The organism is Streptomyces sp. NBC_00252, assembly GCF_036187565.1.
Lineage (GTDB): Bacteria > Actinomycetota > Actinomycetes > Streptomycetales > Streptomycetaceae > Streptomyces.
Map to the genome: position 1 here is coordinate 10,015,503 of NZ_CP108087.1, position 22,640 is coordinate 10,038,142.

General features: G+C 69.6%; 20 protein-coding genes and 1 pseudogene. 15 read left to right on the plus strand and 6 right to left on the minus strand.

Features of this window, described 5'->3' with window-relative positions; all coding sequences use genetic code 11:
• Positions 1-32 precede the first annotated feature (32 nt).
• On the plus strand, positions 33-353 hold the full coding sequence (locus tag OHT77_RS44470; RefSeq protein ID WP_328834080.1) for a hypothetical protein: 321 nt from the start codon (positions 33-35) through the stop codon (positions 351-353).
• A 532-nt stretch (positions 354-885) separates the two neighbouring features.
• On the opposite strand, the gene OHT77_RS44475 is transcribed toward OHT77_RS44470, so the two are convergent.
• Positions 886-1,815 (minus strand): LysR family transcriptional regulator, encoded by a 930-nt coding sequence (locus tag OHT77_RS44475; RefSeq protein ID WP_328834081.1) that lies wholly within the window; start codon positions 1,813-1,815, stop codon positions 886-888.
• 136 nt (positions 1,816-1,951) lie between these two features.
• Between OHT77_RS44475 and OHT77_RS44480 the strand changes: the two genes are divergently transcribed.
• From OHT77_RS44480 to OHT77_RS44500, 5 genes and pseudogenes are all read left to right on the plus strand, one after another.
• Entirely contained in the window at positions 1,952-2,713 is a 762-nt protein-coding gene (locus tag OHT77_RS44480) for an SDR family oxidoreductase (protein ID WP_328834082.1), read from the plus strand.
• 45 nt (positions 2,714-2,758) lie between these two features.
• A complete protein-coding gene (locus OHT77_RS44485; RefSeq protein ID WP_328834083.1) occupies positions 2,759-3,652 on the plus strand; it encodes an SDR family NAD(P)-dependent oxidoreductase in 894 nt (297 codons plus the stop codon).
• Positions 3,653-3,707: 55 nt separating this feature from the next.
• On the plus strand, positions 3,708-4,610 hold the full coding sequence (locus OHT77_RS44490) for an alpha/beta hydrolase fold domain-containing protein (protein WP_328834084.1): 903 nt from the start codon (positions 3,708-3,710) through the stop codon (positions 4,608-4,610).
• Between the two features lie 4 nt (positions 4,611-4,614).
• The gene (locus OHT77_RS44495; protein WP_328834085.1) at positions 4,615-5,592 is read left to right on the plus strand and encodes an NADP-dependent oxidoreductase; all 978 of its coding nucleotides are present in this window, start codon (positions 4,615-4,617) and stop codon (positions 5,590-5,592) included.
• A gap of 367 nt (positions 5,593-5,959) precedes the next feature.
• Positions 5,960-6,357: pseudogene (locus OHT77_RS44500) on the plus strand (transposase); the annotation flags it as partial.
• Positions 6,358-6,518: 161 nt separating this feature from the next.
• On the opposite strand, the gene OHT77_RS44505 reads toward OHT77_RS44500, so the two are convergent.
• Positions 6,519-8,618 carry a pentapeptide repeat-containing protein gene (locus OHT77_RS44505; RefSeq protein ID WP_328834086.1) on the minus strand — a complete coding sequence of 700 codons (2,100 nt, stop codon included), beginning with the start codon at positions 8,616-8,618 and terminating at the stop codon, positions 6,519-6,521.
• Between the two features lie 430 nt (positions 8,619-9,048).
• Here OHT77_RS44505 and OHT77_RS44510 point away from each other — a divergent pair, with 430 nt between their 5' ends.
• The 4 genes from OHT77_RS44510 to OHT77_RS44525 all read left to right on the plus strand — a co-directional run bounded on the left by OHT77_RS44510 (position 9,049) and on the right by OHT77_RS44525 (position 14,449).
• Positions 9,049-9,177 (plus strand): hypothetical protein, encoded by a 129-nt coding sequence (locus OHT77_RS44510; RefSeq protein WP_328834087.1) that lies wholly within the window; start codon positions 9,049-9,051, stop codon positions 9,175-9,177.
• Between the two features lie 168 nt (positions 9,178-9,345).
• Positions 9,346-12,081, plus strand: coding sequence for a class III lanthionine synthetase LanKC (gene lanKC, locus OHT77_RS44515; protein WP_328834088.1), 2,736 nt, complete (start codon positions 9,346-9,348; stop codon positions 12,079-12,081).
• Complete coding sequence (locus OHT77_RS44520) at positions 12,078-13,382, plus strand: MFS transporter (RefSeq protein ID WP_328834089.1); 1,305 nt, start codon at positions 12,078-12,080, stop codon at positions 13,380-13,382. The genes lanKC and OHT77_RS44520 overlap by 4 nt, the downstream gene beginning before the upstream one ends.
• A complete protein-coding gene (locus OHT77_RS44525; protein ID WP_328834090.1) occupies positions 13,379-14,449 on the plus strand; it encodes an MsnO8 family LLM class oxidoreductase in 1,071 nt (356 codons plus the stop codon). Before OHT77_RS44520 ends, OHT77_RS44525 begins: the two co-directional genes overlap by 4 nt.
• A 21-nt stretch (positions 14,450-14,470) precedes the next feature.
• On the opposite strand, the gene OHT77_RS44530 is transcribed toward OHT77_RS44525, so the two are convergent.
• Both OHT77_RS44530 and OHT77_RS44545 read right to left on the minus strand, forming a co-directional pair.
• Complete coding sequence (locus tag OHT77_RS44530) at positions 14,471-15,127, minus strand: AfsR/SARP family transcriptional regulator (RefSeq protein ID WP_328834091.1); 657 nt, start codon at positions 15,125-15,127, stop codon at positions 14,471-14,473.
• A gap of 1,111 nt (positions 15,128-16,238) precedes the next feature.
• Positions 16,239-17,030 (minus strand): hypothetical protein, encoded by a 792-nt coding sequence (locus OHT77_RS44545; RefSeq protein ID WP_328834092.1) that lies wholly within the window; start codon positions 17,028-17,030, stop codon positions 16,239-16,241.
• A gap of 204 nt (positions 17,031-17,234) precedes the next feature.
• Here OHT77_RS44545 and OHT77_RS45125 point away from each other — a divergent pair, with 204 nt between their 5' ends.
• Both OHT77_RS45125 and OHT77_RS44555 read left to right on the plus strand, forming a co-directional pair.
• Positions 17,235-17,648 (plus strand): hypothetical protein, encoded by a 414-nt coding sequence (locus OHT77_RS45125; RefSeq protein ID WP_420313546.1) that lies wholly within the window; start codon positions 17,235-17,237, stop codon positions 17,646-17,648.
• A complete protein-coding gene (locus OHT77_RS44555) occupies positions 17,645-17,806 on the plus strand; it encodes a hypothetical protein (RefSeq protein WP_328834093.1) in 162 nt (53 codons plus the stop codon). The genes OHT77_RS45125 and OHT77_RS44555 overlap by 4 nt, the downstream gene beginning before the upstream one ends.
• A gap of 174 nt (positions 17,807-17,980) precedes the next feature.
• Here OHT77_RS44555 and OHT77_RS44560 read toward each other — a convergent pair whose 3' ends face one another.
• Positions 17,981-18,718, minus strand: a complete 738-nt coding sequence (locus OHT77_RS44560; protein ID WP_328834094.1) for a GNAT family N-acetyltransferase — start codon at positions 18,716-18,718, stop codon at positions 17,981-17,983.
• Between the two features lie 107 nt (positions 18,719-18,825).
• Between OHT77_RS44560 and OHT77_RS44565 the strand changes: the two genes are divergently transcribed.
• Together OHT77_RS44565 and OHT77_RS44570 are read left to right on the plus strand one after the other, a co-directional pair.
• Positions 18,826-19,716, plus strand: a complete 891-nt coding sequence (locus tag OHT77_RS44565) for a LysR family transcriptional regulator (protein WP_328834503.1) — start codon at positions 18,826-18,828, stop codon at positions 19,714-19,716.
• Between the two features lie 1,147 nt (positions 19,717-20,863).
• On the plus strand, positions 20,864-21,352 hold the full coding sequence (locus OHT77_RS44570) for a hypothetical protein (RefSeq protein ID WP_328834095.1): 489 nt from the start codon (positions 20,864-20,866) through the stop codon (positions 21,350-21,352).
• Here OHT77_RS44570 and OHT77_RS45130 read toward each other — a convergent pair.
• Complete coding sequence (locus OHT77_RS45130; protein WP_443048229.1) at positions 21,343-21,510, minus strand: hypothetical protein; 168 nt, start codon at positions 21,508-21,510, stop codon at positions 21,343-21,345. The genes OHT77_RS44570 and OHT77_RS45130 overlap by 10 nt on opposite strands.
• Between OHT77_RS45130 and OHT77_RS44575 the strand changes: the two genes are divergently transcribed.
• Positions 21,440-22,630, plus strand: a complete 1,191-nt coding sequence (locus OHT77_RS44575; protein ID WP_443048230.1) for a helix-turn-helix domain-containing protein — start codon at positions 21,440-21,442, stop codon at positions 22,628-22,630. The genes OHT77_RS45130 and OHT77_RS44575 overlap by 71 nt on opposite strands.
• Positions 22,631-22,640 lie beyond the last annotated feature (10 nt).

Genomic DNA, 22,640 nt, shown 5'->3' on the forward strand with positions numbered 1-22,640 from the left:
TATGTGGTGTGGCAGGCGACGGAAGGATTCTCATGACCACCTATGTGATCACTGTGCCCGGCACCTTCACTGCTGGTATCGACGACGCGGCAAGGCAGCGGCTGGGGCGGGCGCTGCGGCCCGCGGATCCGCATAGCACCACGATGGGCAATGCCGAGGACCTGGACGTGCTCGCCGTCAACGACGACAACACCTTCGCCCTCCGGCTCACCGTGGAGGCGGACTCCAACGCCGACGCGGAGAGCGAGGCGCGGAGGCTCGCGGAAACCGCGTTGCGGGACGCCGGACTCGACGCGGACGACGTGCCGCTCGGCCCCGCAGTGATCACCGGCATCGACTCCGAGATCGCCTAGCCTCTGGAAGGCTGTCCCACCCTGCCTTTGCCGAATCCCTTGTCCACGCAGGTGGGATCGGGTTGGGGTGCTGGCCAAGGCCGATCGGGTCGCCGATATCGCACGGGGATCAATCAGACGTCTGATTGATCCCCGTGCGATGTGGGACTCGTTGAGTCGCGCAGGGCCCACCGGAATGTCGAGGATGTGTCCGGTGCCGCGTACCAGGCGGAACATCTCGGAGATCTGCACGGTGGTGCCCAGCCGCGCGTACGTGAGCAGTTCGCTGACCTTCGTTTGTTCCAGCGGGTGGAGGCGCGGTTCTGGCGATCGGTCGATTGCAGGTCGGTCGAGACCCGCTTGTAGCCGAGATTGGCCACGCCGTTCCTCTGGATCTGAGCTGCCGTCAGGCCGCTGACAGTCCGGGTTCGTTGAACCCTCGCCGGGCCTGTCGTCTGTCGCTCGTTGGCCGACAGTCACGACCCTGCGAAGGCGCATGCGAAGCCCTCGCGCCTGCTTGACGTGCCTGTGGCGACGGGGCCCTTCCCGGTGATCAGCCCGACCCCTCAGGAGCCGGCTCCGGCAGGTCGGCTGCGACGGCGCGGACGGTGTCCCGGAGCCAGCGCTGCCCCAGATCGCCGTCGAGGCGCGGGTGCCAGGCCATTTGGTAGTGGAGTGGGCGGATCTCCTCGGGAGCGGGCACGATCCGGATCCCGGCGTCCGGGCGTTGCTGCGCGAGCAGCCTCGCGGGCAGGGTGAGGATCAGTCGGGTGCCCGGGACGGAGTGAACGGCCAGGGAGTGGTAGGGCACGGTCAGCCCGGCCCGGCGGCGTGCTCCGAGGCCCTCCAGGCGCCCCTCGATCGCGGTCTGGCGCTCGCCGGCGGTGCCGACGATCACGTGAGCGGCGTCGAGATACTCCTCCAGGGCGATCTCCGGGCGCTCGGCCAGCGGGTGGTCCGCTGACAGGACGCACACGAACCGGTCGTCGAACAGGTGCTCCGTGCGCAGCGCGGTGACCGACCCTGGCCCGCCGTAGAACACCAGGTCGACAACGCCTCGGTCGAGGTCCTCGTAGATGGCGTCGTGCCACGTGCGGAAGTGCAGCGTGGAGCGCGGCGACTCGCGGAGGACGCGCTGGAAGACCGCGGGGGCGGCCACCTGGGCGTAGTCGGTCCCGGCGATCCGGAATGCCTCGGCGGCCACGGCGGGGTCGAACTCCTCGGGGGCGAACAGGCTCTCCAGCTGCGGCAGGACTGCTCGCAGCTGGCGCTGGACGCGCTCGGCCCGCGGGGTGAGCCGGTATCCGCCGGGCGTGCGCACCAGGAGTTCGTCGCCGAGCGTGTCGCGCAGCCGCTGCAGCGCCCGGCTCATCGCCGGTTGGCTCATCCTGGCGAGTTCGGCGGCGTGCGAGACGTGCCGTTCCTCCAGCAGTGCGGCCAACGGCGCCAGCAGGTTGAGGTCGACCCGTTCGATATGCACCATGCGCATAACGTAAGTGAATTCCATGCATTAGACAAATAACTGCACGAAGCGGAGGGTTGATCACGTCGCCGGGCGCATCGCCCGCGAACAGCCTCATCCCTACGGGCATCCATCCGGATGCCGGATCGGAGCAGTCATGAACGGCGCGATGGCGGAGAACGGATCCGGCCGGCCGAGGGTGGTCGTGGTGACCGGCGGTTCGGGTGGTATCGGCGGCGCGGTCGCGCGCCGGCTGGCCGCGGACGGTATGGCCGTCGTAGTCCACTACGCGGGCAGTGCCGCGAAGGCGGAGGCGATCGTCGAGTCGATCACCGCGGCCGGAGGCACTGCGGTGGCCCACTCCGGCGACATCGCCGAGCCGGCGGAGATGGCGGAGGTCTTCGACGCCGCGGAGGCGCGTTTCGGCGGCATCGATGTCGTCGTCAACACCGCAGGGATCATGCTGCTCGCCCCGCTCGCTGAGATGGAGCCGGACGACTTCGACCGGATGCACCGGGTCAACGTCCGGGGGACCTTCGTCGTCTCCCGGCTCGCCGCCCGCCGACTGCGTCCCGGCGGCTCCCTGATCAACTTCTCCACCTCGGTCACCCGGCTCCAGCAGCCCGGCTACGGCGGCTACGCGGCGACCAAGGGCGCGGTCGAGGCCATGACCTTGATCCTGGCCCGCGAGCTGCGCGGCCGGGACGTCACCGTCAACGCGGTGGCCCCCGGGCCGACCGCGACGCCGCTGTTCGTCGAGGGCAAGAGCGAGGAGCTGATCGCCAAGATCGCCGCCGCCGCACCCCTGGAGCGGCTCGGCACGCCTCAGGACATCGCCGAGGCGGTGGCCTTCCTGGCCGGGCCCGGCGGCCGCTGGATCAACGGCCAGGTGCTGTTCAGCAACGGCGGTATCGCCTGACCGCCAATCCCCGCCCCCATCCACCCCACCGATCGGAGAACCATCATGTCAACCGTCCTCATCACCGGTGCCGGCACCGGCATCGGCAACCTGACCGCGCGGGCGCTCTCCCGAGCCGGCCATCGCGTCTACGCCTCGATGCGCGCCCCCGGCACCCGCAACGCCACCCGCGCCGAGGAACTGCACCGCCTGGCCGCGGAGGAGCACCTCGACCTCCACGTGGTCGAACTCGACGTCGCCTCGCAGGAGTCCGCCGACCACGCGGTGGCGGCGGTGCTCAAGGACGCGGGGACGCTCGACGTCGTCATCCACAACGCCGGACACCTGGCCACCGGTTACGTCGAGGCGTTCACCGCCGAGGAGATCGCCCATCTGATAGACGTCAACACCCTCGGCGTCCAGCGGCTCAACCGGGCTGCACTCCCGCACCTGCGCGCCCAAGGCCACGGCACCCTCCTCTACGTGGGCAGCACCATCCCGGTGACCACCCCGCCCTTCCTCGGCCCGTACGTCGTCTCCAAGGCCGCCATGGACGCTCTGGCCCTGGTGACCTCCTACGACGTGGCCCCGCTCGGCATCGAGACCGTGATCGTCATGCCGGGGGCCTTCACCCAGGGCACCGACCACTTCCCCAAGGCGGCACGGCCCGCCGACGCCACCGGTGTCGCCGCCGGATACCGAGTCCTGGACCCGCTCGCCGCCCGCAACGAGGCAGCCACCGAAGGCCTGTTCACCCCGGGCACGCAGGCCGACCCGGTGGTGGTTGCTCAGGAGATCACCAGGATCCTGGCCCTGCCCTTCGGCGAGCGTCCCTTCCGCAGCGTGGTGGACCTGACCAACTCCATGGTCGAACAGGCCAACTCCGCGGTACTGGAGGCCCGTACGGACTTCGTGCGGCGCATGGGCTTCGAGGAAGTCCTGCACGTCGCCCGGGCGTAGGCCTCCCCGCACCCCTCCACTCACCCACCACCTCCCCGTGCAAGGAATCAACGAGATGACCCGCAGTCAGCTGAACGCCGTCTCCGACCTGCTGCAGAACTCCCCGCTGGACCTGGGCGGCGACGTCGAGAAGATGCGCCACGTCTTCGACGAGATGCTGGGCTCCGCACCGCTGCCCGACGACGTCCGCACCCGGTCCGTCGAGCTGGGTTCGGTGCCCGCCCTCGAGGTGCGTGCCGGCGCCGCCGCGCCGACGGGCGTCACCGTGCTGTACTTCCACGGCGGTGCCTACGCGATCGGCTCCGCTGCCGCCAGTGTCGGCCTGGTTTCCGAGATCGCCCGGCGCACCGCCGCCACCGCCCTCTCCGTCGACTACCGGCTCGCCCCCGAGCATCCTTTCCCGGCCGCCGTCGACGACGCCCTCACCGCCTACCGGGCACTGCTGGACCGGGGCCTCCGGGCCGACTCGGTCGCGGTCACAGGAGAGTCGGCCGGCGGCGGCCTCGCCCTCGCCCTCCTACTGGCGATCCGGGACGCGGGGCTGCCGCAGCCCTCGTCCGCGACGGTTCTGTCCCCGTGGGCGGACCTCACCCAGTCCGGCGCCACCATGGCGAGCCGGGCCGAGGCGGATCCGGCGCTCACTCCCGAGGCCCTCCAGATCCGGGCCGCCGACTACCTCGCCGGCGCGGATCCGCGCACCGCGCTGGCCAGCCCGCTGTTCGCCGAACTGCGCGGACTGCCGCCGCTGCTGATCCAGGCCGGCGGTCGGGAGATCCTCCTCGATGACGCCCTGCGGCTGGCCGCGCGGGCCGCCCGCGCCGACGTCCCGGTCACCCTGCAGACCTTCCCCGGAGCACCGCACGTCTTCCAGGGCTTCGCCCCACTCCTCGACGAGGCCGCGCGCGCCCTCGACCACGTCGCCGCCTTCATCAACAGCCACGCCCAGCCGGAGGGCTGACCTCGTGAAAGCCGTACGCTTCCACCGCTACGGAGACATCGACGTACTCGGCGTCGAGGATGTCGAACCGCGTCCGCTCGGCCCCAAGGACGTCCTGATCCGGGTACGCGCCGCCGGCATCAACCCGGGCGAGGCCAAGATCCGCACCGGGGCCCTGCACGAGCACTACCCGGCGACGTTCCCGTCCGGCCAGGGAAGTGACCTGGCCGGCACCGTCACCGCGACCGGAGCCTCGGTGACCGGTTGGACACCGGGGGACCCGGTCCTTGGCTGGTCCTGGGAGCGCTCCAGCCACGCCGAGTACGTCGCCGTCCCCGCGGACCAGCTCGTCCGCAAACCCCAGAATCTCACCTGGGCCGCCGCAGGCGCCCTCTACGTCGCGGGCAGCACGGCCTGGGCTGCCGTCGCCGCCGTAGCCCCGCGGGCCGGGGAGACGGTCGTGGTCAGCGGGGCCACCGGCGGGGTCGGCAGCTTCGCCGTCCAACTCCTGCGCCTGCGCAGGACGCGCGTGGTGGCGGTCGCTTCCGCGCGGCACCAGGACTGGCTGGAGTCCCAGGGCGCCGCCCTGGTCGGCTACGGGGGCGGGGTCGCCGAACGTCTTCGCCAGGCCATCCAGAGCGATGGCGGCGGCACGGCGCACGCCTTCCTCGACTTCCACGGCGGCGACTACCCGCGCATCGCCCTCTCGCTGGGAGTACCGCCCAGCCGGATCAACACGCTCGACTACGGCGCGGCCGCCGCGCTCGGCACCCGGTCGAAGGGCAGTGCCGAGGGCACCGACCGGGCGGTACTGGCCGAACTGGCCGGGCTGGCGGCCTCCGGCAGGATCGAGGTGCCGATCAGCCGGACCTACCCGTTGGTCGAGGTCCGGGCGGCCTTCGCCCACCTGGAACACGACCACCCACTGGGCAAGGTCGTCCTCCTCCCGAACGTCACCCCGGGCAGCACCAAGGCCGGGGACGCCCGGGCCGCGGCCGAGTGACGTCAACTCAGGCCGCCCGAAGCCCATCGGGCCCACCCAGCGAAGAACCCGCTACCCATCCGGCGACGGCCCGGCGGCTTCCCCGAGCGAACGGGCCCCCTACGACCGGGTGTTGGCCTCGTGCACTGCGCCGCTGCCCACCGCGTGAGTGGCCCCGGTAGTCGACGTAGGCAAGTTCGGCGTGGCACATTCACCAGCCGCCAGCGGCACAGGCCATCCGAACCGGCAGCGGGCCGAACAGCGCAACCACGTCCTCAGCTTCACCGCCAGCTACCCCGTTGAACGCGCTTCGGATTGGGTGGCTGACAACGGCTAACACTATGAGGTGGTTTGCCCCTGTTTGCTCTGTCCGGGACGGGAGTTGAGGATGCTGCCGTGGATCGTGTCGGGTGAGTTGTGGGACCGCCTGGAGCCGCTGCTGCCGCAGCGTGAGCGCAGGTTCCGCTACCCCGGCCGCAGGCCGTTGCCGGACCGGGAGGCGCTGTGCGGGATCTTGTACGTGCTGCACACCGGCATCAATGGGAGTACCTGCCGCAGTACCTCGGTTTCGGCCCGGACAGGTCCGTCGCCAGTCGACCGAGGCCGGGGGGATCGAACCACCACCTCATCACCGACCCACACGGCACCCCGCTCGTCGTCCTGCCGACCGGCGGCAACCGCAACGACGTCACCCAACAGCTGCCGCTGCCCGACGCCGTCGCACCGGTCCGCAGCCGGGTCGGGCGCCCCCGCCGCAAGCCGGACTCTCTTCTCGCCGACCGCGGCCGGGCACCTACCGCCGGCTCGTGGAGAGGAGTTTCGCGTGCCTGCACGGCTTCCGATTTCACCGAGAGAGCCAGTCCAGATCCGCGAGAGCGGACGAACCCAGGAAAGACCCGTACGACAGTCGGTCGAACTGGATGCGGAGGTTTTTGGACGGCTTCGGTCTACGGTTCAGAGGTTCCCGTAGTGGGGGAGTGGCGCTTGCCGGGGGTGCCGGTGCGTACGCGGTAGGTGCCGTCGGGGGCGGTTTCGGAGTGATCTCGGATAGTGGCGGCTATCGTGCCGGGCCACTTGGTCGTGCTGGACCAGACCGCCTCCGCGAAGTCGGCGCCGTCGGTGCGGGCTCCACTCAGGTCAGCCCCGGCCAGGTCCGCGCCGCGCAGCCGGGCTCCGACCAGCTTGGCTCCTCTGAGGCGCGCTCCGGTCAGGTCGGCTCCGGCCAGGTCCGCGTGGGTGAGGTCGGCGCCCGTGAGCTTCGCGTTGTACAGAAAGGCCAGAGTGAGTTTTGCTCTGATCATCTGGGCCTGGGAAAAGTCCGCGGCGAAGAGATGGGCGCAGGTCAGGTCGGCTTCCGTGAGGATGGCCTTGGTCAGGTCGGCCTTGCTCAGGTCGGCGGAGGTCAGCTGGGCCCGCAGGAGCTTCGCTCCGCGCAGGTCCGCCTGGTCCAGTGCGACATCGGTGAGGTCGGAGTCGGTCAGGTCGGCCCCCGTCAGATTCGTCCCCGAGAACAGGGCGCCGGTCAGGTTCGTACGGGTCAGGTGGGCGCCGGACAGATTCGCGCCCATCAGGTAGACGCCGGCCAGGTTCGCGCCGGTAAGGATCGCCCCCGTCACGTCCGCGCTCACGGTGTTCGCTCCAGCCAGGTTCGCGCCCTTCAGCTTGGCTCCCGAGAGATTCGCCTGCGTCAGACGTGTCCGGGTCAGGTCGGCCCGGCTCAGGTCGGCGGCCGTCAGGATCGCTTTCGTGAGGTCGGCCCGGCTGAGGTCCGTTCCGGCGAGGCTCACGCCCGCGAGATCGACACGGTGCAGCTGCGCGCCGGACAGGGAAACGGCCGTGCCGGACTTCAACGCACTCCTGAGGCCGTCCCGCCCGACGGGTCTGGCGGGACGGTGGGCCCGCGCCTCCTTGCCGTGGCCGACGTCACCGGCGTGGAGCGGCCGGAACGCCGGGGCAGCATCGCAGAAGGCGATCAACAGCCTCTGGAAGAAGGGAGGTTGACTCTTCTCCTTGGACTTGTAGGGCTCGGGCGACCAGCCGTGCACGCGGTACGAGTCATCGAAGAGCTGCTCCGAATCGTCCCGAATCCGGTCGGCCGACCCGATGGGCCAGACGGTCTCCGAGGTCCACCGCGCCCCGGCCAGGTTCGCGCCCGTCAGCTCCGCGCCGCTCAGGTCGGCACCCGTCAGGTCGGCCCGTTCAAGACACGCCCCGGTCAGGTCGGCACGGGTGAGGTTCGCCCGGACGAGCACCGCACCGCCCAGGTTCGCTCCGCGCATCCGTGCTCCCGCGAGGTCCGCGTCCATCAGGTTCGCGTGCGTCAGGTCCGCTCCGGTCAGGTCGGCCTCTGTCAGCCGTGCCCGGACCAGCCTCGCCGAGCCCAGCTCCGCGCGGTCCAAGCGAGCCCGCGTCAGGTCGGCGTCGATCAGATTCGCCACGTAGAAGAAGCTCCGGGACAGGTTCGCCTCGCGCAGGCACACCCTCGGCAGTGTGCCCAGTTGCGCGTAGACCCAGGGCAGATCCATCCCGGTCAGGTCCGTCCCGTTGAGGTGGGCGCCTTTCAGGTTGACCGGCCGGGCCACCTCCTGCGCGCGGATGCGCCGGGCCAGGTCGTCGGCCCACGGGTACGATCCGTCGGCGGCCACGGGCGGGTGGCCGGGCGGCGTGTACCAGTACCGGCGGTCGGTCAGCCGTATCTCCGTTCCCCCGTCCAGGGCATCGGGTATCAGGATCCGGAGCACGAGCCGCCCGGTCGGCTTGAACACGATCGGGGTGACGACCCCCAGGACCAGCGCGATCATGGACCTGACCGCATTCGCCGCCCCCGCCGTGCCGGCCAGAGTCGCCGCCGTACAGCCGACCGCCGCGCCCAGAAGCGCGTGCACGCACAGGCCTGCGACGAGTGCGCCGACGCCGGGCCCGTCGGGGTAGTCCCACCGCCCGTACCGGTGTGTGAACGGGTCTTCGTCGCGCAGGAAGGCAGCCCGGACGATGAGACACCTGTACAGGGCGGCACCGACCAGCCCCCACACCGCATATGACCACATGAGGCAACGATATGGGCCGGGCGTCGATCACCAACAGCGCCATTCCACAGGCTGGTTGACGCCGCACCGGCGTGACGGACCGGGGTTGCTTCCGCAGCCACCGCACTCTGATGCATTGTCACAAAAGTTGATGATCGCGGCGCCCGTACATGCCCACGAGCACCCTCGATAGATCGCTGGCCAGCTACGATCCGGCCCCCTACCGGGAATCGCAGCCGCCGTGACTGGTGGCACCGAGGTCCGCGGCTCCGGGCCTGGGAACGTACTGAATCCATACCATCGGCATACCGTTTTCGAAGCGGGCCCGCCCAGTATCGAGGATGTCAGCGAATCCCGTTAAATCGCCGGGCGGATTCTCCGAACCCGCCAGGGCATTTATCGGGCGTCGTCGTGGCGAAAAAATTCACCTTCGATCGGAAGTGGAGATCCCATGACTGAGCAAAACGGATTCACCGACGCGGATTTCGTGCTGTCGCTGCAGAGCCTCGACCTCGAGGACGACAGCCAGACCGGCGTCATCGTCGACAGCTGCAGCTCCTGCTACCTCTTCAGCTGCTGACAGCGAGTTAGTGCTTGCGGTCCCGGATTGCATCGGACAAAGCCCTTCGTCCCGTCCGGGACCGCTCGCAGCGTCAGATCCTCGGGCCAACAGGTTCCGGACCACAACCATGAGCGCGAAATGGGGCGGGCTGATATGCAGCGGCCGTGGGAAACAATGCTGTCCTACATGAGTCACCATCCGCGGTGGTTCGAGAACTTCAGCCGGCGCATGCCGAGCAGCGAGCACATGCGCGCATACCGGTCGGCGCTGCCGGACGACTGGCACACCTGGCGTCGTGGCTACTGGATCATCGCCGAACCGCCGGGCGCGCCCGTAGTCGGCCAGGGCTGGAAGCTGCACGTCTCGTCGACCTCACGCAACAGCACCGAGACCTTACGGCGGGCATTGCCGGTCATGCGGGATGCAGGGGTGCGCTTCAAGTTCCTGATGGACCCCCCGGCAGTGGGTGAGGCCAACGGAAAGTCGTTCCCCCGCGCATCGAGTGGGAAGTTCATCACCGTCTACCCGGACGACGACACGCAGTTCCGCGCCGTCGCGGCAGCGCTGACCCAGGCCCTGGCGGGGCTGGACGGACCCTATGTCCTCACCGACCGGCGCTGTCCGGGATCGCGGGTGGTGTCCTACCGCTACGGCGGGTTCGTCAGCCGCTTCGAGCTCAAGCCGCTGGGCCTGCGGGATCTGATGATCCAGGCCCCCGACGGTTCGCTGGTCCCGGATGTGCGCACCCCCTACTGGCTCGTCCCGGACTGGGCGCAGGATCCGTACACGGGTGCGGACCAGGGAACGGAAACGGACAAGGACGGAGCCGCGGGCGGGGGTGGGAGCGCGGGCAACGGGTTGCTGGGCGGCCGGTTCAAGGTCGGCAGTGCGCTGGCGTTCAGCAACCGCGGCGGCATCTACCGCGGCGTGGACACCGAGACCGGCGCCGACGTGGTGCTGCGCGAGGCCCGGCCGTATGTCGAGGTGGGCCCCAGAGGCGTCGACGCGGTGGACCTGCTGCGCCATGAGTACCAGCTGCTGACCGAACTGGCCGACACCGGTCTGTTCGTGCGCCCCGTCGCGTTCTTCGAGCAGTGGGAGCACGCGTTCATCGCCGAGGACTACATCGAAGGCAGTCATCTGGGCCACCTGAGCATCGCCCAGAACCCCCTGTACGGCTTGGACCTCACCCCGGCCCGGCTGGCCGACTACTACGACCGGTTCCGTCTGCTGTGGGTGCAGACAGCGGACGCGATCGCGGCCTGCCATGAGCGAGGCATCGTACTGGGCGACCTGTCGATGACCAACATCATGGTCACCGCGGACGACCGGATCCGCGTCATCGATCTGGAGTCCGCCTTCCATGAGGGGACCGAGGGCGGCGCGGGGCTCAGCACCCCGGGTGCGGTCACTCGGCGGGCGATGGCCGCGGGGCGCGGCGACCGGCGCACCGACTACTACGCGCTGGGCGGGCTGATGCTGTGCTGCGTCCTGGCCTGCCACTCGAACGACCTGGTCGACCACGACATCCCGCTGCGGCTCCTCGACGAGGTGGCAGCCGACCTGGCTCTGCCGGGAGAACTGGTCGCGCTGATCCGGGACCTGTACGACGAGAACGCGCCGCTGCCCGACCCGGTCGCGCTGCGCCGGCGTCTCACCGACCTGCCCTTCACCACCGCCTGGCAGCAACCCCCGCCGCTGGCACACCCGGTGACACCCGAACCGGAGTCCGCGGCCGACCTGGGACAGCGGATCGAGACCACGCTGGACGGCGTGGTGACGTTCCTGCACGGTACTGCCGATCTGCAGCGGGAGGACCGGCTCTTCCCGGCGGACCCGCTGGTCTTCGAGACCAACCCGCTGTCCGTCGCGCACGGTGCCTACGGCTGCCTCTACGCACTCCACACCGTGGGTGGCGAGGTGCCGGACACCTTTCTCACCTGGGCGCTGCGCAAGCCGACAGGTCATGAGGCGCTGCCACCGGGCCTTTACTACGGTTCAGCAGGTGTCGCCTGGGTGCTGTCGGCGATGGGACATCGCGAGGTGGCGGCCCGGGTGCTGCGCGACGCCGCGGGGCATCGGCTGCTGTACACCGAGCCGGGCGTGCTGACCGGGGCGGCCGGGCACGGCATGGCCTGCCTTCGGCTGTGGCGCGACACCGGCCGCACGGAGTTCCTGGACCGCGCCCGCGAGATCGGCGAGCACTTCGCGCGGAGCGCGCGGCATGAGGGCGTGCGGGCCCACTGGACCGGCTCCGGCAAGCACGTCCCCGTCGGCTACGGAGAGGGCGCGTCCGGTGTGGCCATGTTCCTGCTGGCCCTGCACGCGGCCACCGATGACGAGTACGTGCTGGAACTGGGCCGCGCGGGGCTGGAGTTCGATCTGGCCTGCGGCGAGTACTCACCCACAGGACGGTTGTCCTTCCCGGCCGTCGCACGCACCGACGACAAACCGTCCCCGGTACTTCGCCAGTACTGGGACGAGGGCACCGCGGGCATCCTGACCACCCTGCTGCGCTACCACTACGTGACCGGGGACGGAAGCCTGCGTAAGCGCATCGATGAACTACTGCCGGACGTGCGGCGCAAGTACACGACGTTTCCCCAGCTGTTCCACGGGATCAGCGGTATCGGCAACACCCTGCTGGACGCCTACGAGTTCCTGGGCGACCCCGAGCTCCTGGGCGACGCGCAGCGGGCGGCCGAGGCCGTGCTGTGCAGTGCGGTGCGGCGGCCGGAGGGTGTGGTGTTCCCCGGCGAGCAGTCGGTACGGGAGTGCTGCGACCTGGCGAGCGGCTCGGCCGGTGTCGCGCTCTTCCTGGACCGGTTCCGCAGGGCGCGCCCCGGGGCGCGCACCAACACGAACTTCCTGCTGGACGACCTGCTGAAGGAGCCACCGACAGCTTCCGGGAGCCGTGGATGACCGCCACCGTCCCCCCGGTACCGGCCGCCGCCGTGCCACGGCTCAGCCGCAACCGGGACTTCCAACTGCTGTGGATCGGCCAGGCGTTGTCGGACTTCGGCTCCTCGATGACGTACATCGTGCTGCCGCTGGTGCTGCTGGCGTCGGGCAACTCCACCACGGTCGCCGCGACCGTCGGTACGGTCTCCCTGGCCGTCGGCCTGGTGGCACGGCTGCCGGCCGGCTACCTGAGCGACCGCTGCGACCAGCGTGCGCTGATGCTCGGGTCCGACCTGGTCCGGCTGGTCGCCGTCGGGTCGTTGGCGGTGTACGTGCTCCTACGGCCGGTGCCGGTCGCGCTGGCTCTGGTGACGGTGGTCGTGTCGGTCGCGGCACTGGAAGTGTTCCGCCCGGCCCAGAGCAAGGTGATCCGACGGATCGTGCCGACCGAGCAGTTGGGTGCGGCGCTGTCGTTGAACCAGGCGCGGGCGTACGGCGCGGACATCGCCGCGCCGGCGGCGGCCGGGCTGCTGCTGGCGCTCGAACCCTCCGTACCGCTCGCGGTGGACGCGCTGACCTTCGGCGTCTCCGCGCTGTGCGTGGCCGTGGTGGTCCGCGCGCCACGCCGTGGCCGGGGCCCTGACGGGGCGCCCAGCGGCAGGGACGCGGAAGCAGCGGGTCCGCAGCCGGTCGCCGAGCGGTTCCTGACGAGGTTCACCGCAGGGTGGCGGTACCTGGCCGGAGACCGGTTCATGCGCTGGTGCGTGCTGTACGGCGCCGGGCTGAACCTGGCCTTCTCCGCCCTCACGTTCGCCCTGATCCTCGGCGTGGGCAGCAGACCCGACGGCGCGGTCGCGGTGGGAACGGCCATGAGCGCGGCAGCGGTGGCCGGACTGGCCGGCTCCCTGCTCACCCCGTACGTCCAGCGACACGTCTCCCTGAAAGCGACCCTCGTCGCGGGTCCCGCCACCGGGGCCGTGCTGCTGGCCGTCGCCTGGACCAGCGGGAGCACCATCGCGTTCGTCGCCGGGTTCTGCGCCCTGTGCCTGCTCATCCCGGTGATTTCGGCGACGTTCGGCACGATCATGGCGGTCGCCGTGCCGGAGGAGATCTACGGCCGTGTCATCACCGCGAGCGGCTTGGTCGCTCAGATCGTCCAGCCATGCGGGCCGCTGGCTGCCGGGCTGCTGCTGGCCCGGCTGTCACTGCCGACGACCGCCGCCGCCTTCGCGATGGCGTTCGCCCTGCTCGCAGCCGTCCCCGTCGCCCTGCCCAAGCCCCCACAGACCAGCACACCAGCACCTGCCAGGAGCCCCTCGTGACCACGCCACAGATGCCCGTCGGCGCCGACAGCGCCCGTCCCGCCGTCCTGCAGTCCGTGCTCGAACTGGGAGCGACGGACAGGCAGATGCCTGCCGAACAGGCAATCCGGGAGGTGGTCGGCGTCGCCCAAGCCGCTGAGGAATGCGGGTTCCACCGATTCTGGGTCGCCGAACACCACGCCTCGCTCGACGCCGTCAGCAGTGCACCAGCGGTACTCATCGCACACGTCGCCGCCCGCACCCAGCGCATCCACGTGGGTGCAGGCGGGGTGATGCTGCCCAACTACGCTCCCTACACCGTGGCCGAGCAGTTCGCCACGCTGGGTGCACTGCATCCCGGCCGAATCGACCTGGGCGTAGGCCGCTCCTCCGGCGGCACCGGGGCCCACACCAAGTTGCTCGAGGCGGCGCTCAGGCGTGACGCCAGGGCAGCGTTCGAGTTCCCCGCCCTGATCGACGAGCTGATGGGCTTCCTGGACCCGCCCACCTGGGCGCGGACGCCGATCGAGCCGGAGCGCCCGACCCTGCACCTGTCTCCGCGGGTCGCCTCACCGGCCCAGGTGTATGTCCTGGGGACCAGCGAGAACGGCGCTCGAACGGCGGCCGAGCGGTCGCTGCCGTTCGTCTACGGGCTCCACCTGGGCCAGTCCAAGTGCCGCCCGGCGGCGGTGGAGCGCTACCGTGCGACCTTCGACGCCGGCCCGCGAGGTGCCCGGCCCTACGTCATCGCCTCGCTGAAGGTACTGTGCGCGGGGAGTGACGATGAGGCCGAGCAACTGGCACTGCACACCGCGTGCAACGCCGTGCGGCGCCGGGTGACCGCCCTGGGCGAGCCTCCGGACAAGGCCCGGGAGGAGTTCCTCGCCCGCAAGGTCCTGGAGGACCAACAGGTGGTCCACGGCGGCCGGTCCACGGTGATGTCGGGCATCGAGCGGGTCGCGAAAACCCTGGGCGTCGACGAGATCATGCTCGTCCCCTACGACCTCACCGGCACCGGGCGCGGTCGGACACTGCGCATGCTCACGGGACGTCAAGCGCCGACCCTGGCCGTGGCGCCGACGACCTGAGCCGTCCGGTCCGGACCGGACTCAGGCCAGCATCGAGCGATACTGAGCTTCGAGTACCGGGCTGGGGCCCAGACCGAACTCACCTGCCAAGAACTGCCGGTACTCCTCGTATACGGCGAACGCCTCGGTCTGCCGCCCCAGTTGGAACAGGGCATTCATATGGGTGGCCCGCAGGCGTTCGCGCTGGGGATGCAGTTCCATCAGGTCATCGATGGTCTCGGCGACCTCCCTGGCGTTGCCCAACTGCAGCTCAACCTCCGCCCATTCCTCGTACACCTGTATAAAACGGGTGTCGAGACGTTCCGCCTCGGCCGATATCGCCCGCGAGTTGCGCAGCTCCGGCAGCGACGGCCCGCTCCACAGTTTCAGCGCCTCCTTCAGCAGCCTGGACGCAGAAACGAGCGCGCCGCGGCCTGACGCCTCCCGTCCGGCACGGGCCAGGCTGCGGAACCGCAGCGCATCCAACTCCCCTTCGCCGACCATCAGCAGATAGCCGCTTCCCCGGCTGAGCAGCCGCCCGCCCGCTCCAACGTCTTCCAGAAGCTTGCGCAGCGCCGAAATGTAGACATGGACGTTCTTCCGCGCGGTCTTCGGCACGCCGCCGTCCCACAGCGCGTCAATCATCATCTCGACGGGCACCAAGCCATTGGGACGGCACAGCAGGACAGCAAGAAGCATGCGCTGTTTGGGGGGTCCGAGTGGGACCGGTCCATTCCTGCCCCCGCCGGTAACGGAAAGCGGTCCGAGAATGGTGAACCGGACGCCGCGAGGCTGCAGATCTGCCGTCCCTTGCTCCATTTGTCCCCCAATACCTGCTGCATCAACGGAACCCGCTCGCGCGGACATGACCGGGGTCCGCGCCGGACTGCTGGTCGAAGAGTGATCCTTGGGACTCCTCCTGTCGCGCACTGTTCCGCTCAGTGGACCAACGGAAAGAGCACGACCCGGCTGAGTGCCTGACGCGGTCGGGGATCTTGTTAGCAGGTGCTGCCGATCGGGGTGAGCGCACCGTGTTGGTGATCGGTCGCTTCTGTGCGGGGCCGGTTTCGATCCGGTGGTTCATGCGCCGCGAGCAGCCGCAGCTCGTGCGACCGGGCCGTACTGAGTGTTTGGTCCTGTGATTCGTTTTTGGTCCCATGTCAGGTTCCGCGCCAGTTCGGGGTGGCTTCGCCGGTGAGTCTGAGGGCCATGAGGTCGTATGAGCCAGCCGTAGGTCTGCTCGGCCGTCCAGCGTCTCGGGATCGGGGTGAATCCCCGGCTCCTGGGGGCGCGTTGAATGGGGACGCGCCGCCCGAAGCCCACCGCCGCCAGGTCGCTGACCGAGCTGCGCGAGGGGGTAGAGGGCATCGGCGATCCGGGCGTTCGGGGCGTCGACGTCGTCTCCCAGCACGCGCCGTGCGGGCGCGGGCGGCAGCCACTGCGGTGTGGGCCCGGGTGCGGCCGGTGGTCGACGTCGTCCTGGCGGCCGTCGCCACCGTAACCGTGGTGTACGTGATGCGCGGCGCCTTCACACGCCACCACCTGCTCGCCGAAGCCCGCCGCTACCTCGCTTACGCCCTGGGAAGCCCGCCGCTACTTCGCTTATGCCCTGCGAGGGCGGCCTCACCCGGCGGGCCTGGACGACCAGATCGTGCAGACGGTCGTCGAGGACTCCACCCGCCCTGTCGAGCGCGGCCGGATGATGACCGCCGATCTGCGCGCCCGCAGCATGCGTCGCGACCGCCCCGACTGGGAAGCGGACGATTCCGGCGGGGGCCGTCGCCTTACTCCGCTGCGGCGGCCCGGTTCGTCACCTCACGTCGACGAAGTCGCCCGCAGCCGTGGCCGGGCCGGTGGTGGCGGTGCCGGTGAACACGAAGCGGAAGTAACCGTCGGTCTTCGCCTTGGTTGTGGTCTTCAGCGAGCCGCCGGATCCGCTGGTGACGGTCTTCAGCGCGGTGTAGACGGAGCTGCCCTTTTTGCGGAACTGAAGCTGGACCGTCCGGCCTTGGTAGCCGGTGTTGCTGCCGCTTTCCCAGTTGGCGCGGGTCAGCTTCCCGGTCACCGTGATCGTCCTGCCCTTCTTCACCGGCTCGGGCGAGGCGTTGACGGTCGCCTTGGCCGACCGCTTGATGTCGGCCGTACCGACGACGTCGGTCTCCGTCCAGTCGTCGCTGGCGTCCTGTGCCCCGGCGAGTACCTTCCAGGCGCCGGCGAGGGCGTTGTGGTCGACGTCCCGTACGGCGTCCACGCTGAAACTCACCTTGCACGTGGAGGTGGTCGGGTCGGCCGCCGAGACCACGCAAGTGCCCGTCGGCGGGTACTGCGGCAGGATGCCGTCGGCGTCGTCGGTGTTGGGGCCGTGCCACAGATAGGCCCAGGAAGCGGTGATGCCCTCCGGGTCCTGGGCCGTCCACGTGATCGTGACGGTCTTTCTGGTGGTCGGGCCGAGCACGATGTCCTTGCCGCCGTTGACCACGACATGCGAGAACGTGGTGCTGTCGGCGGCGGCCGGGTCCGCCGCGCGTGCGGTGGCCGGAAGCACCGACGCGGAAAGGGTGGCCGTCAGGAAAGTGACGGCGACGGTCGGGCGCATGCGCATGAAGTCCCCCCTCAGGACGCCGGGTTCGCCGTTTCCCCGTGTACGACGAAACCTGATGGTGTGTCATCGGTGGGTAGACCCGCGAGGGATGCTCCCGGTTGCCCTGCCGGCGACACGCATATCGCGGTGTGGGTTCCCGGGCACCCCCTAGGGTCACCAGCCATGTCTCCACGTCTTCCCATGCGCCGAGCGCCGCCGGCAGCGATGCGCGCGCGTGACAAGGCCACGGTCAGCGCCCTTCGTACCACCCTTGCCGCGCTCGACAACGCCGAGGCGGTGCCCGTGGAGGAGACCGCGCCGCGCAGCCTGTCCCTTGAGCAGTCGCCGGTCGGTGCCGGCACCACCGAAGCGGCCCGGCGTGAACTGAGCGAGGACGACGTGGTCGAGGCCGTGAAAGCGGAAGCGGCCGAACGACTGGATGCCGCGGCGCAGTTGACCGCTCCCGCGCACGCCAAGGCGGGCAGCATCCCTGGCCGTCTTCAACAGTCCTCATCACGGCCACGAGGCGGCGATCACCCTGATGACCTGCTTTCGGTGAAACCCGGGCCTACAGGCCTGTGCGGGAGGGCTTGCGGCCGGCGCGTCGGCGCGTCGGCGCCGCCAGGATCGGCTTCATGATCAAGGGTGTGATGTTCGACTTCTCCGGGACTCTTTTCCGGATCGAATCGGCTGCGCAGTGGCTGCGAGCGGTGGTCGTGAAGGCTGGTTGGGACGCGCCTCAGGGTGAACTCGACGCGTGCGTCAACCGGCTGGAAGAGTTAAGGGCTCAGCCCTGAGGGGTTCCCCGCGCACGGTGCCGCCTCATCTCGACGCACTGTGGGGGGAGCGCGATCTGACCGCCGTACGACACCGGGCCGCCTTCACCGCCCTGGGACGGGCCCGGTCGGCGAAATGGAACCTGCGCAAGCGCAGGCATGGTGAAAGGGCCCGCCGCACTCGGAGCGATGAGGTCAATCCCGGTCAGGAGCGCCGAGGTCCGGGCGGCGCAGGATCGTGAGGGCCAGTTCGTGACGGGTCTCGTATCCCAGTGACTCGTAGAGTCGGACGGCACCGACGTTCGTCGCCGCGACATGGAGGAAGGCCAGTTCGCCGCGGGCGGTGATCCGGGAGTGGACGGTCGTGAGGAGGCTTCGGCCCAGGCCCTTTCCCCGGTGTTCCGGCGACGTGCACACGGCGCTGATCTCCGTCCAGCCCGCCGGGCGCATGCGTTCACCGGCCATGGCGATCAGGACACCGTCCTGCCGGATGCCCAGGTACTCGCCCATCTCGATGGTGCGTGCGTGAAACGGGCCGGGAGCGGTGCGGTGCGCGAGGTCCAGCATCTCGGGGACGTCCGCGGCGGTCAGCCGTACCGCACGCTCGTCGGCCGCACCGGGCGGGGCTGCGGGTGCTGTCATCTGCAGGACGTCGAGCCTCTTCACCACGGTCCAGGCACGGGGAATCCCGCCCGAGTGGTGGACGTAACCGGCGGTGCCCGAACTCAGCAGCCGGGCGGCGTCCTGCCAGTCCTGCTCTGTCGGACGATCCGGCAGGCCCATGAACGGGGAGACGTCCTCCAGGTAGCGCAGCACATTGCCCCGGCGGCGTGCGAGCCGTGCGTGCGCGGGATTCGAGAGCGACGCGAAGACCGGGTTGTCCAGAACGTGAACGCCGGAGTCCAGAGGGTGGTACTCGGAGGTGGAGCGCATGTCGTTCTTCCTCGTTCCCGTCGTCGCGCGGTGCTGTGCCGTCCAGCGTGACCTCCTGATTAAGATGAAGCAAATAGATGAGCTTCATCTCTCGATCGGCATACTCGATGGAAGTGACCCTGCGACAGCTCAGCGTGTTCGTCGCTGTCGTCGACCACGAAGGATTCGGCACCGCCGCGGCCGCGCTGGACATGAGCCAGTCGTCCGTTTCCCACACGCTGGCCACGCTCGAACGATCGCTCTCCGGCGAAGTCGTCCGCAGGACCACACCGGCGCGCCCCACCGCGCTCGGCGAGGTGCTTCTGCCGCACGCACGCGCGACACTCGCCGCGGCCCGCGCGTTCGACGCCGCCGCCACGACCCACCACGACAACGACAACACGGAACCGATCAGCCTCTCCGTTCCCCCTACGGCAGCTCGCGGACTGCTCCCCTCCCTGCTGCGCCAGTGGAACACCCACCTGCCTCTCCTTGAGGTCACTCCCTTCGAGGCGGTCGACGACGAGATCGAGCAGTGGCTGGAGAACGGCACCGTCGACGCGGCCATCCTCATCGACCCGCGGCCCGCGCCGTCCGGCGGCCTGCACGTGGCGACCGACCGCTACGAAGCCGTCGTCCGTACCGACCATCCGCTGGCGGGCGAGCAGACGATCGACCTGGCCGACCTGCTGGAGGATCCGCTTCTGGTCACGACGTCCGGCTTCGAGGCCCCACTGCGCCATCTCCACTCGATGGCGGGCATTCCCTTCCGGCCGACGCGGCGCATCCGTGAACTGTCCACGTTGCTGGCCATGCTCGAAGCGGGACTGGGAGTCGGGGTCCTCCCCTCGCTGGCCGCGAGCATGCTGCCGAACGCTCTGACCCTCGTCCCCCTGCGACCGCTCCTCGAACGCCGACTCGTCCTGACCGGCCCGGCCACGCGTCCATGGCATCCGAGCGTGACCGCGCTGATCGCCGCCAGCGCGCACCGCCCCGGACACCGACGGCCGGAAGCGTGAATCGGTGACGGGAGGTGCGAATGAGCGACCGGCACCGGCCGCCTGCGGATCGCCCAAATACCGTCTTCCGGGAGCTTCGTCGCCGCGCAGGACGGTCCAGCGCACGATCAGCACCGTCAGCCCGGCAAGGGCTCAGTGGCCGTCCGAGGGGCAGCTGGGTGAGGAACGAACGAACAGGAGAACGGAGGCCCGGGTCGTCTCCGCGTTGGGACTGCATACGGAGCGGCGGCTACGTGAAAACTGGACTGTAGTACTGAGCGCGGCAGATGTCGGCTCCGTCGTGGGAGCGGGACGCGATTCATGCAGAGGTACGCGATCGTTCAGCACATCCCACGATTCTTCTGGCCTCCCCATGGTGCAGTACGGCGGCCGCCCAGGTTGGCGCGGCAGATGGTGGGGCTCTGGCTGTTCCCGCTTGCCTTCGGGGCTGGGCCGGCCGCGGTCGGCTGGGACGGCGAGTTGGGCATGACGCTGCTGCTCCTCTTTTGCGGCGACGTCATCAACGGGGTGCGGTGCCGGTGGACGGCCACACTGGCCGCGATAGCAGTCCGTCGCCTGCAAGCCGGCTCACAAGAGCCGTCCTGCCCAGATCCCTCGACGATGCCTGGGCGCAGTGCGTCGGCTCCGTTGTCGGTGTCACGCTCGGGCTGGCGTTTAGCGCCGCGATCACACGGCTTCCGGAACGCCGGCCGCATCGGCCCGCACGGGGGCACGACTCCAGGTTCAGCGGTCCAGACTCTCCGTGAAGGTAGAGGGACCGTCGACCTTGGCGACAACAGGCCCGCCTTTTTACACCTACACCGGGTCGTCCTGGCCCCGTTCATGCCGGCGCAGGCCGCTCTCCTGGCAGTCCAGGCGACCGAGGTGCATCGCCGTGACCGACGAGTTCGCAGCGGCTTGGTGCGGGACAGCGTCAGTGGGCGTCAACGAACAGCTTGCACTGGAGCCGGCTGCCTGTGGGAGCGGACGCGGGGGCCTTAGCGGGCACAGCACCAAGAGGTACCGGCGATCAGAGTGCTCAGCCAGCTGGCGTCGCTCGACCGAGATCATCGCCGAACTCATTGGCGTGGGGCGGGCGAGTTTTACGCAGGCATGAAATACGTGATCAGGAAATACGCGATCAAGACCGCAGTCGCTGGCAGACTCGTTGCGCGGCAAGAAGATCAACGAGGGGAAATGCGCCATGCCCACGATGAAACGAGTTTGGACGGCGGTCGTTGCGACCGGCGCCGCAGTGGTAAGCGCGTCCGGCGTAGCCGCGGCCCAGCCATCCACCGGGCAGACCTACACCTCGGCGGTGACCTGCATCGGCACGTCGTTCTCCGGCAAGCTGGCCACGAACCAGGCCATCTGCAACAGCGGGTATTACCTGCTCTTGCAGGACAACGGTGATCTCGTCCTCCGCCGCTCGAACGGAAGTGCCTGTTACGCCAGCGGTACGCGGGCTCCCGGCGACGCCACGGCCACCTTCCACGGCGGCTTCGATGTCCAGCCCTACGTTCAAATCGACAGCGTCTCTCAGGGCTTCCGCGGCCGGATCTGGGGAGCCAACCGCCTCCCCGCGGTGGGCACGAACGCGAGCGTGAACAACAAGGGCGAGTTCTGGATCGGCTACAGAAAGATCGGCTACTGCTGATCGGGGCACACCTGCTGCGGGGACGGTTGCCGTCCCCGCAGCAGGTCCGTTCCCAGCGGCGTGACCGCATGGAACACGACGTCGGCCTTGCGCCTGCTCACCATCAACCCCGCACGCCTCAGCACAGTGAGGTGCTGGCTGGCCGAAGAGATCAGAATCCCGGCACAGCGGGCGAGTTCACTCGTGCTGCCGCCGTCTGCGACCCGCTCACGCTGGGAACTTGACCAGGCCCGACTCTCCTTGGTCTACAGCCTCGCCGCCGCCGTACTGAGCAAGCTCGGCTCCTACGAGCAGGCCCGGCTCAGCGCGGATCGCGCCCGCACCTGGGCCGAAGTGTCTGGCTCTCCGCCGGCATCAGCAGCCGTAGCCCGGGAGTTGGCGATCGTACTGCGCCGCCAGGACCGCGACGAGGAAGCCCAGCGGTTCATGTCGGGAGCCGCTTCGGATGTGGAAAGCACCGGGCTGCGCGCCGACGCATCTGAGGGAGCCGCGGGTCACGAACAACGCACCGGAGGCTCCGCGCCCGCGGACGCAGGGTCTCGTACCGTCTCGCCGATCCTGTGCATCGACCGCGACATCGCCCAGGACCGCGAACAGCTGCACCTGCACGCGCACCCCGAGCCGATGCTCACGTGGAGTTCGACCGTGACGCTGATGGGCAGCGTCGCCGGCCGTGACTGGCTGATCCCGCCCGGCCACGGGCTTTGGGTGCCCGGGGACGTCGAGCACGCGGGCTCCGTGCTGCACACCGGCGAAATGGTGACCATCACCTTTGCCCCCAACCGTGGCCCTCTCACCTGGGCCGAGCCCACCTGCTTCACCGTCGGATCGCTGCTCGCCGAGATCATCACTCACCTGCATCACACCGATCCCGGCGACCGCACTCGCCCGGCCGCCCAGACGCTGATGTTCCAGCTCCTCACCCCGCTGCCGCCCCATCACATCCACGTCGCAGTGCCCACCGACCCACGGGCCCGCGCGATCGCCGAGCAGCTCGTCGCCCACCCGGACGACCTGCGTGAACTCGCGGCCTGGGCCGATCATGTCCACACCAGCGTCCGCACGCTGTCCCGCCTGTTCCGCGCCGAGACCGGGCTCAGCTTCGCCGCCTGGCGCACCCAGGTCCGCATCCGCGCCGCCGTGTCGATGCTGGCCCGCGGCAGCTCGGTCAACGCCACCGCCCGCGCGGTCGGCCACCGCAAACCCAGTTTGTTCATCGCGGCGTTTCGCCGGATGACCGGTCAGACTCCCGGCACCTACCTACCTCAACTGCCCTAGGGGTGCGACC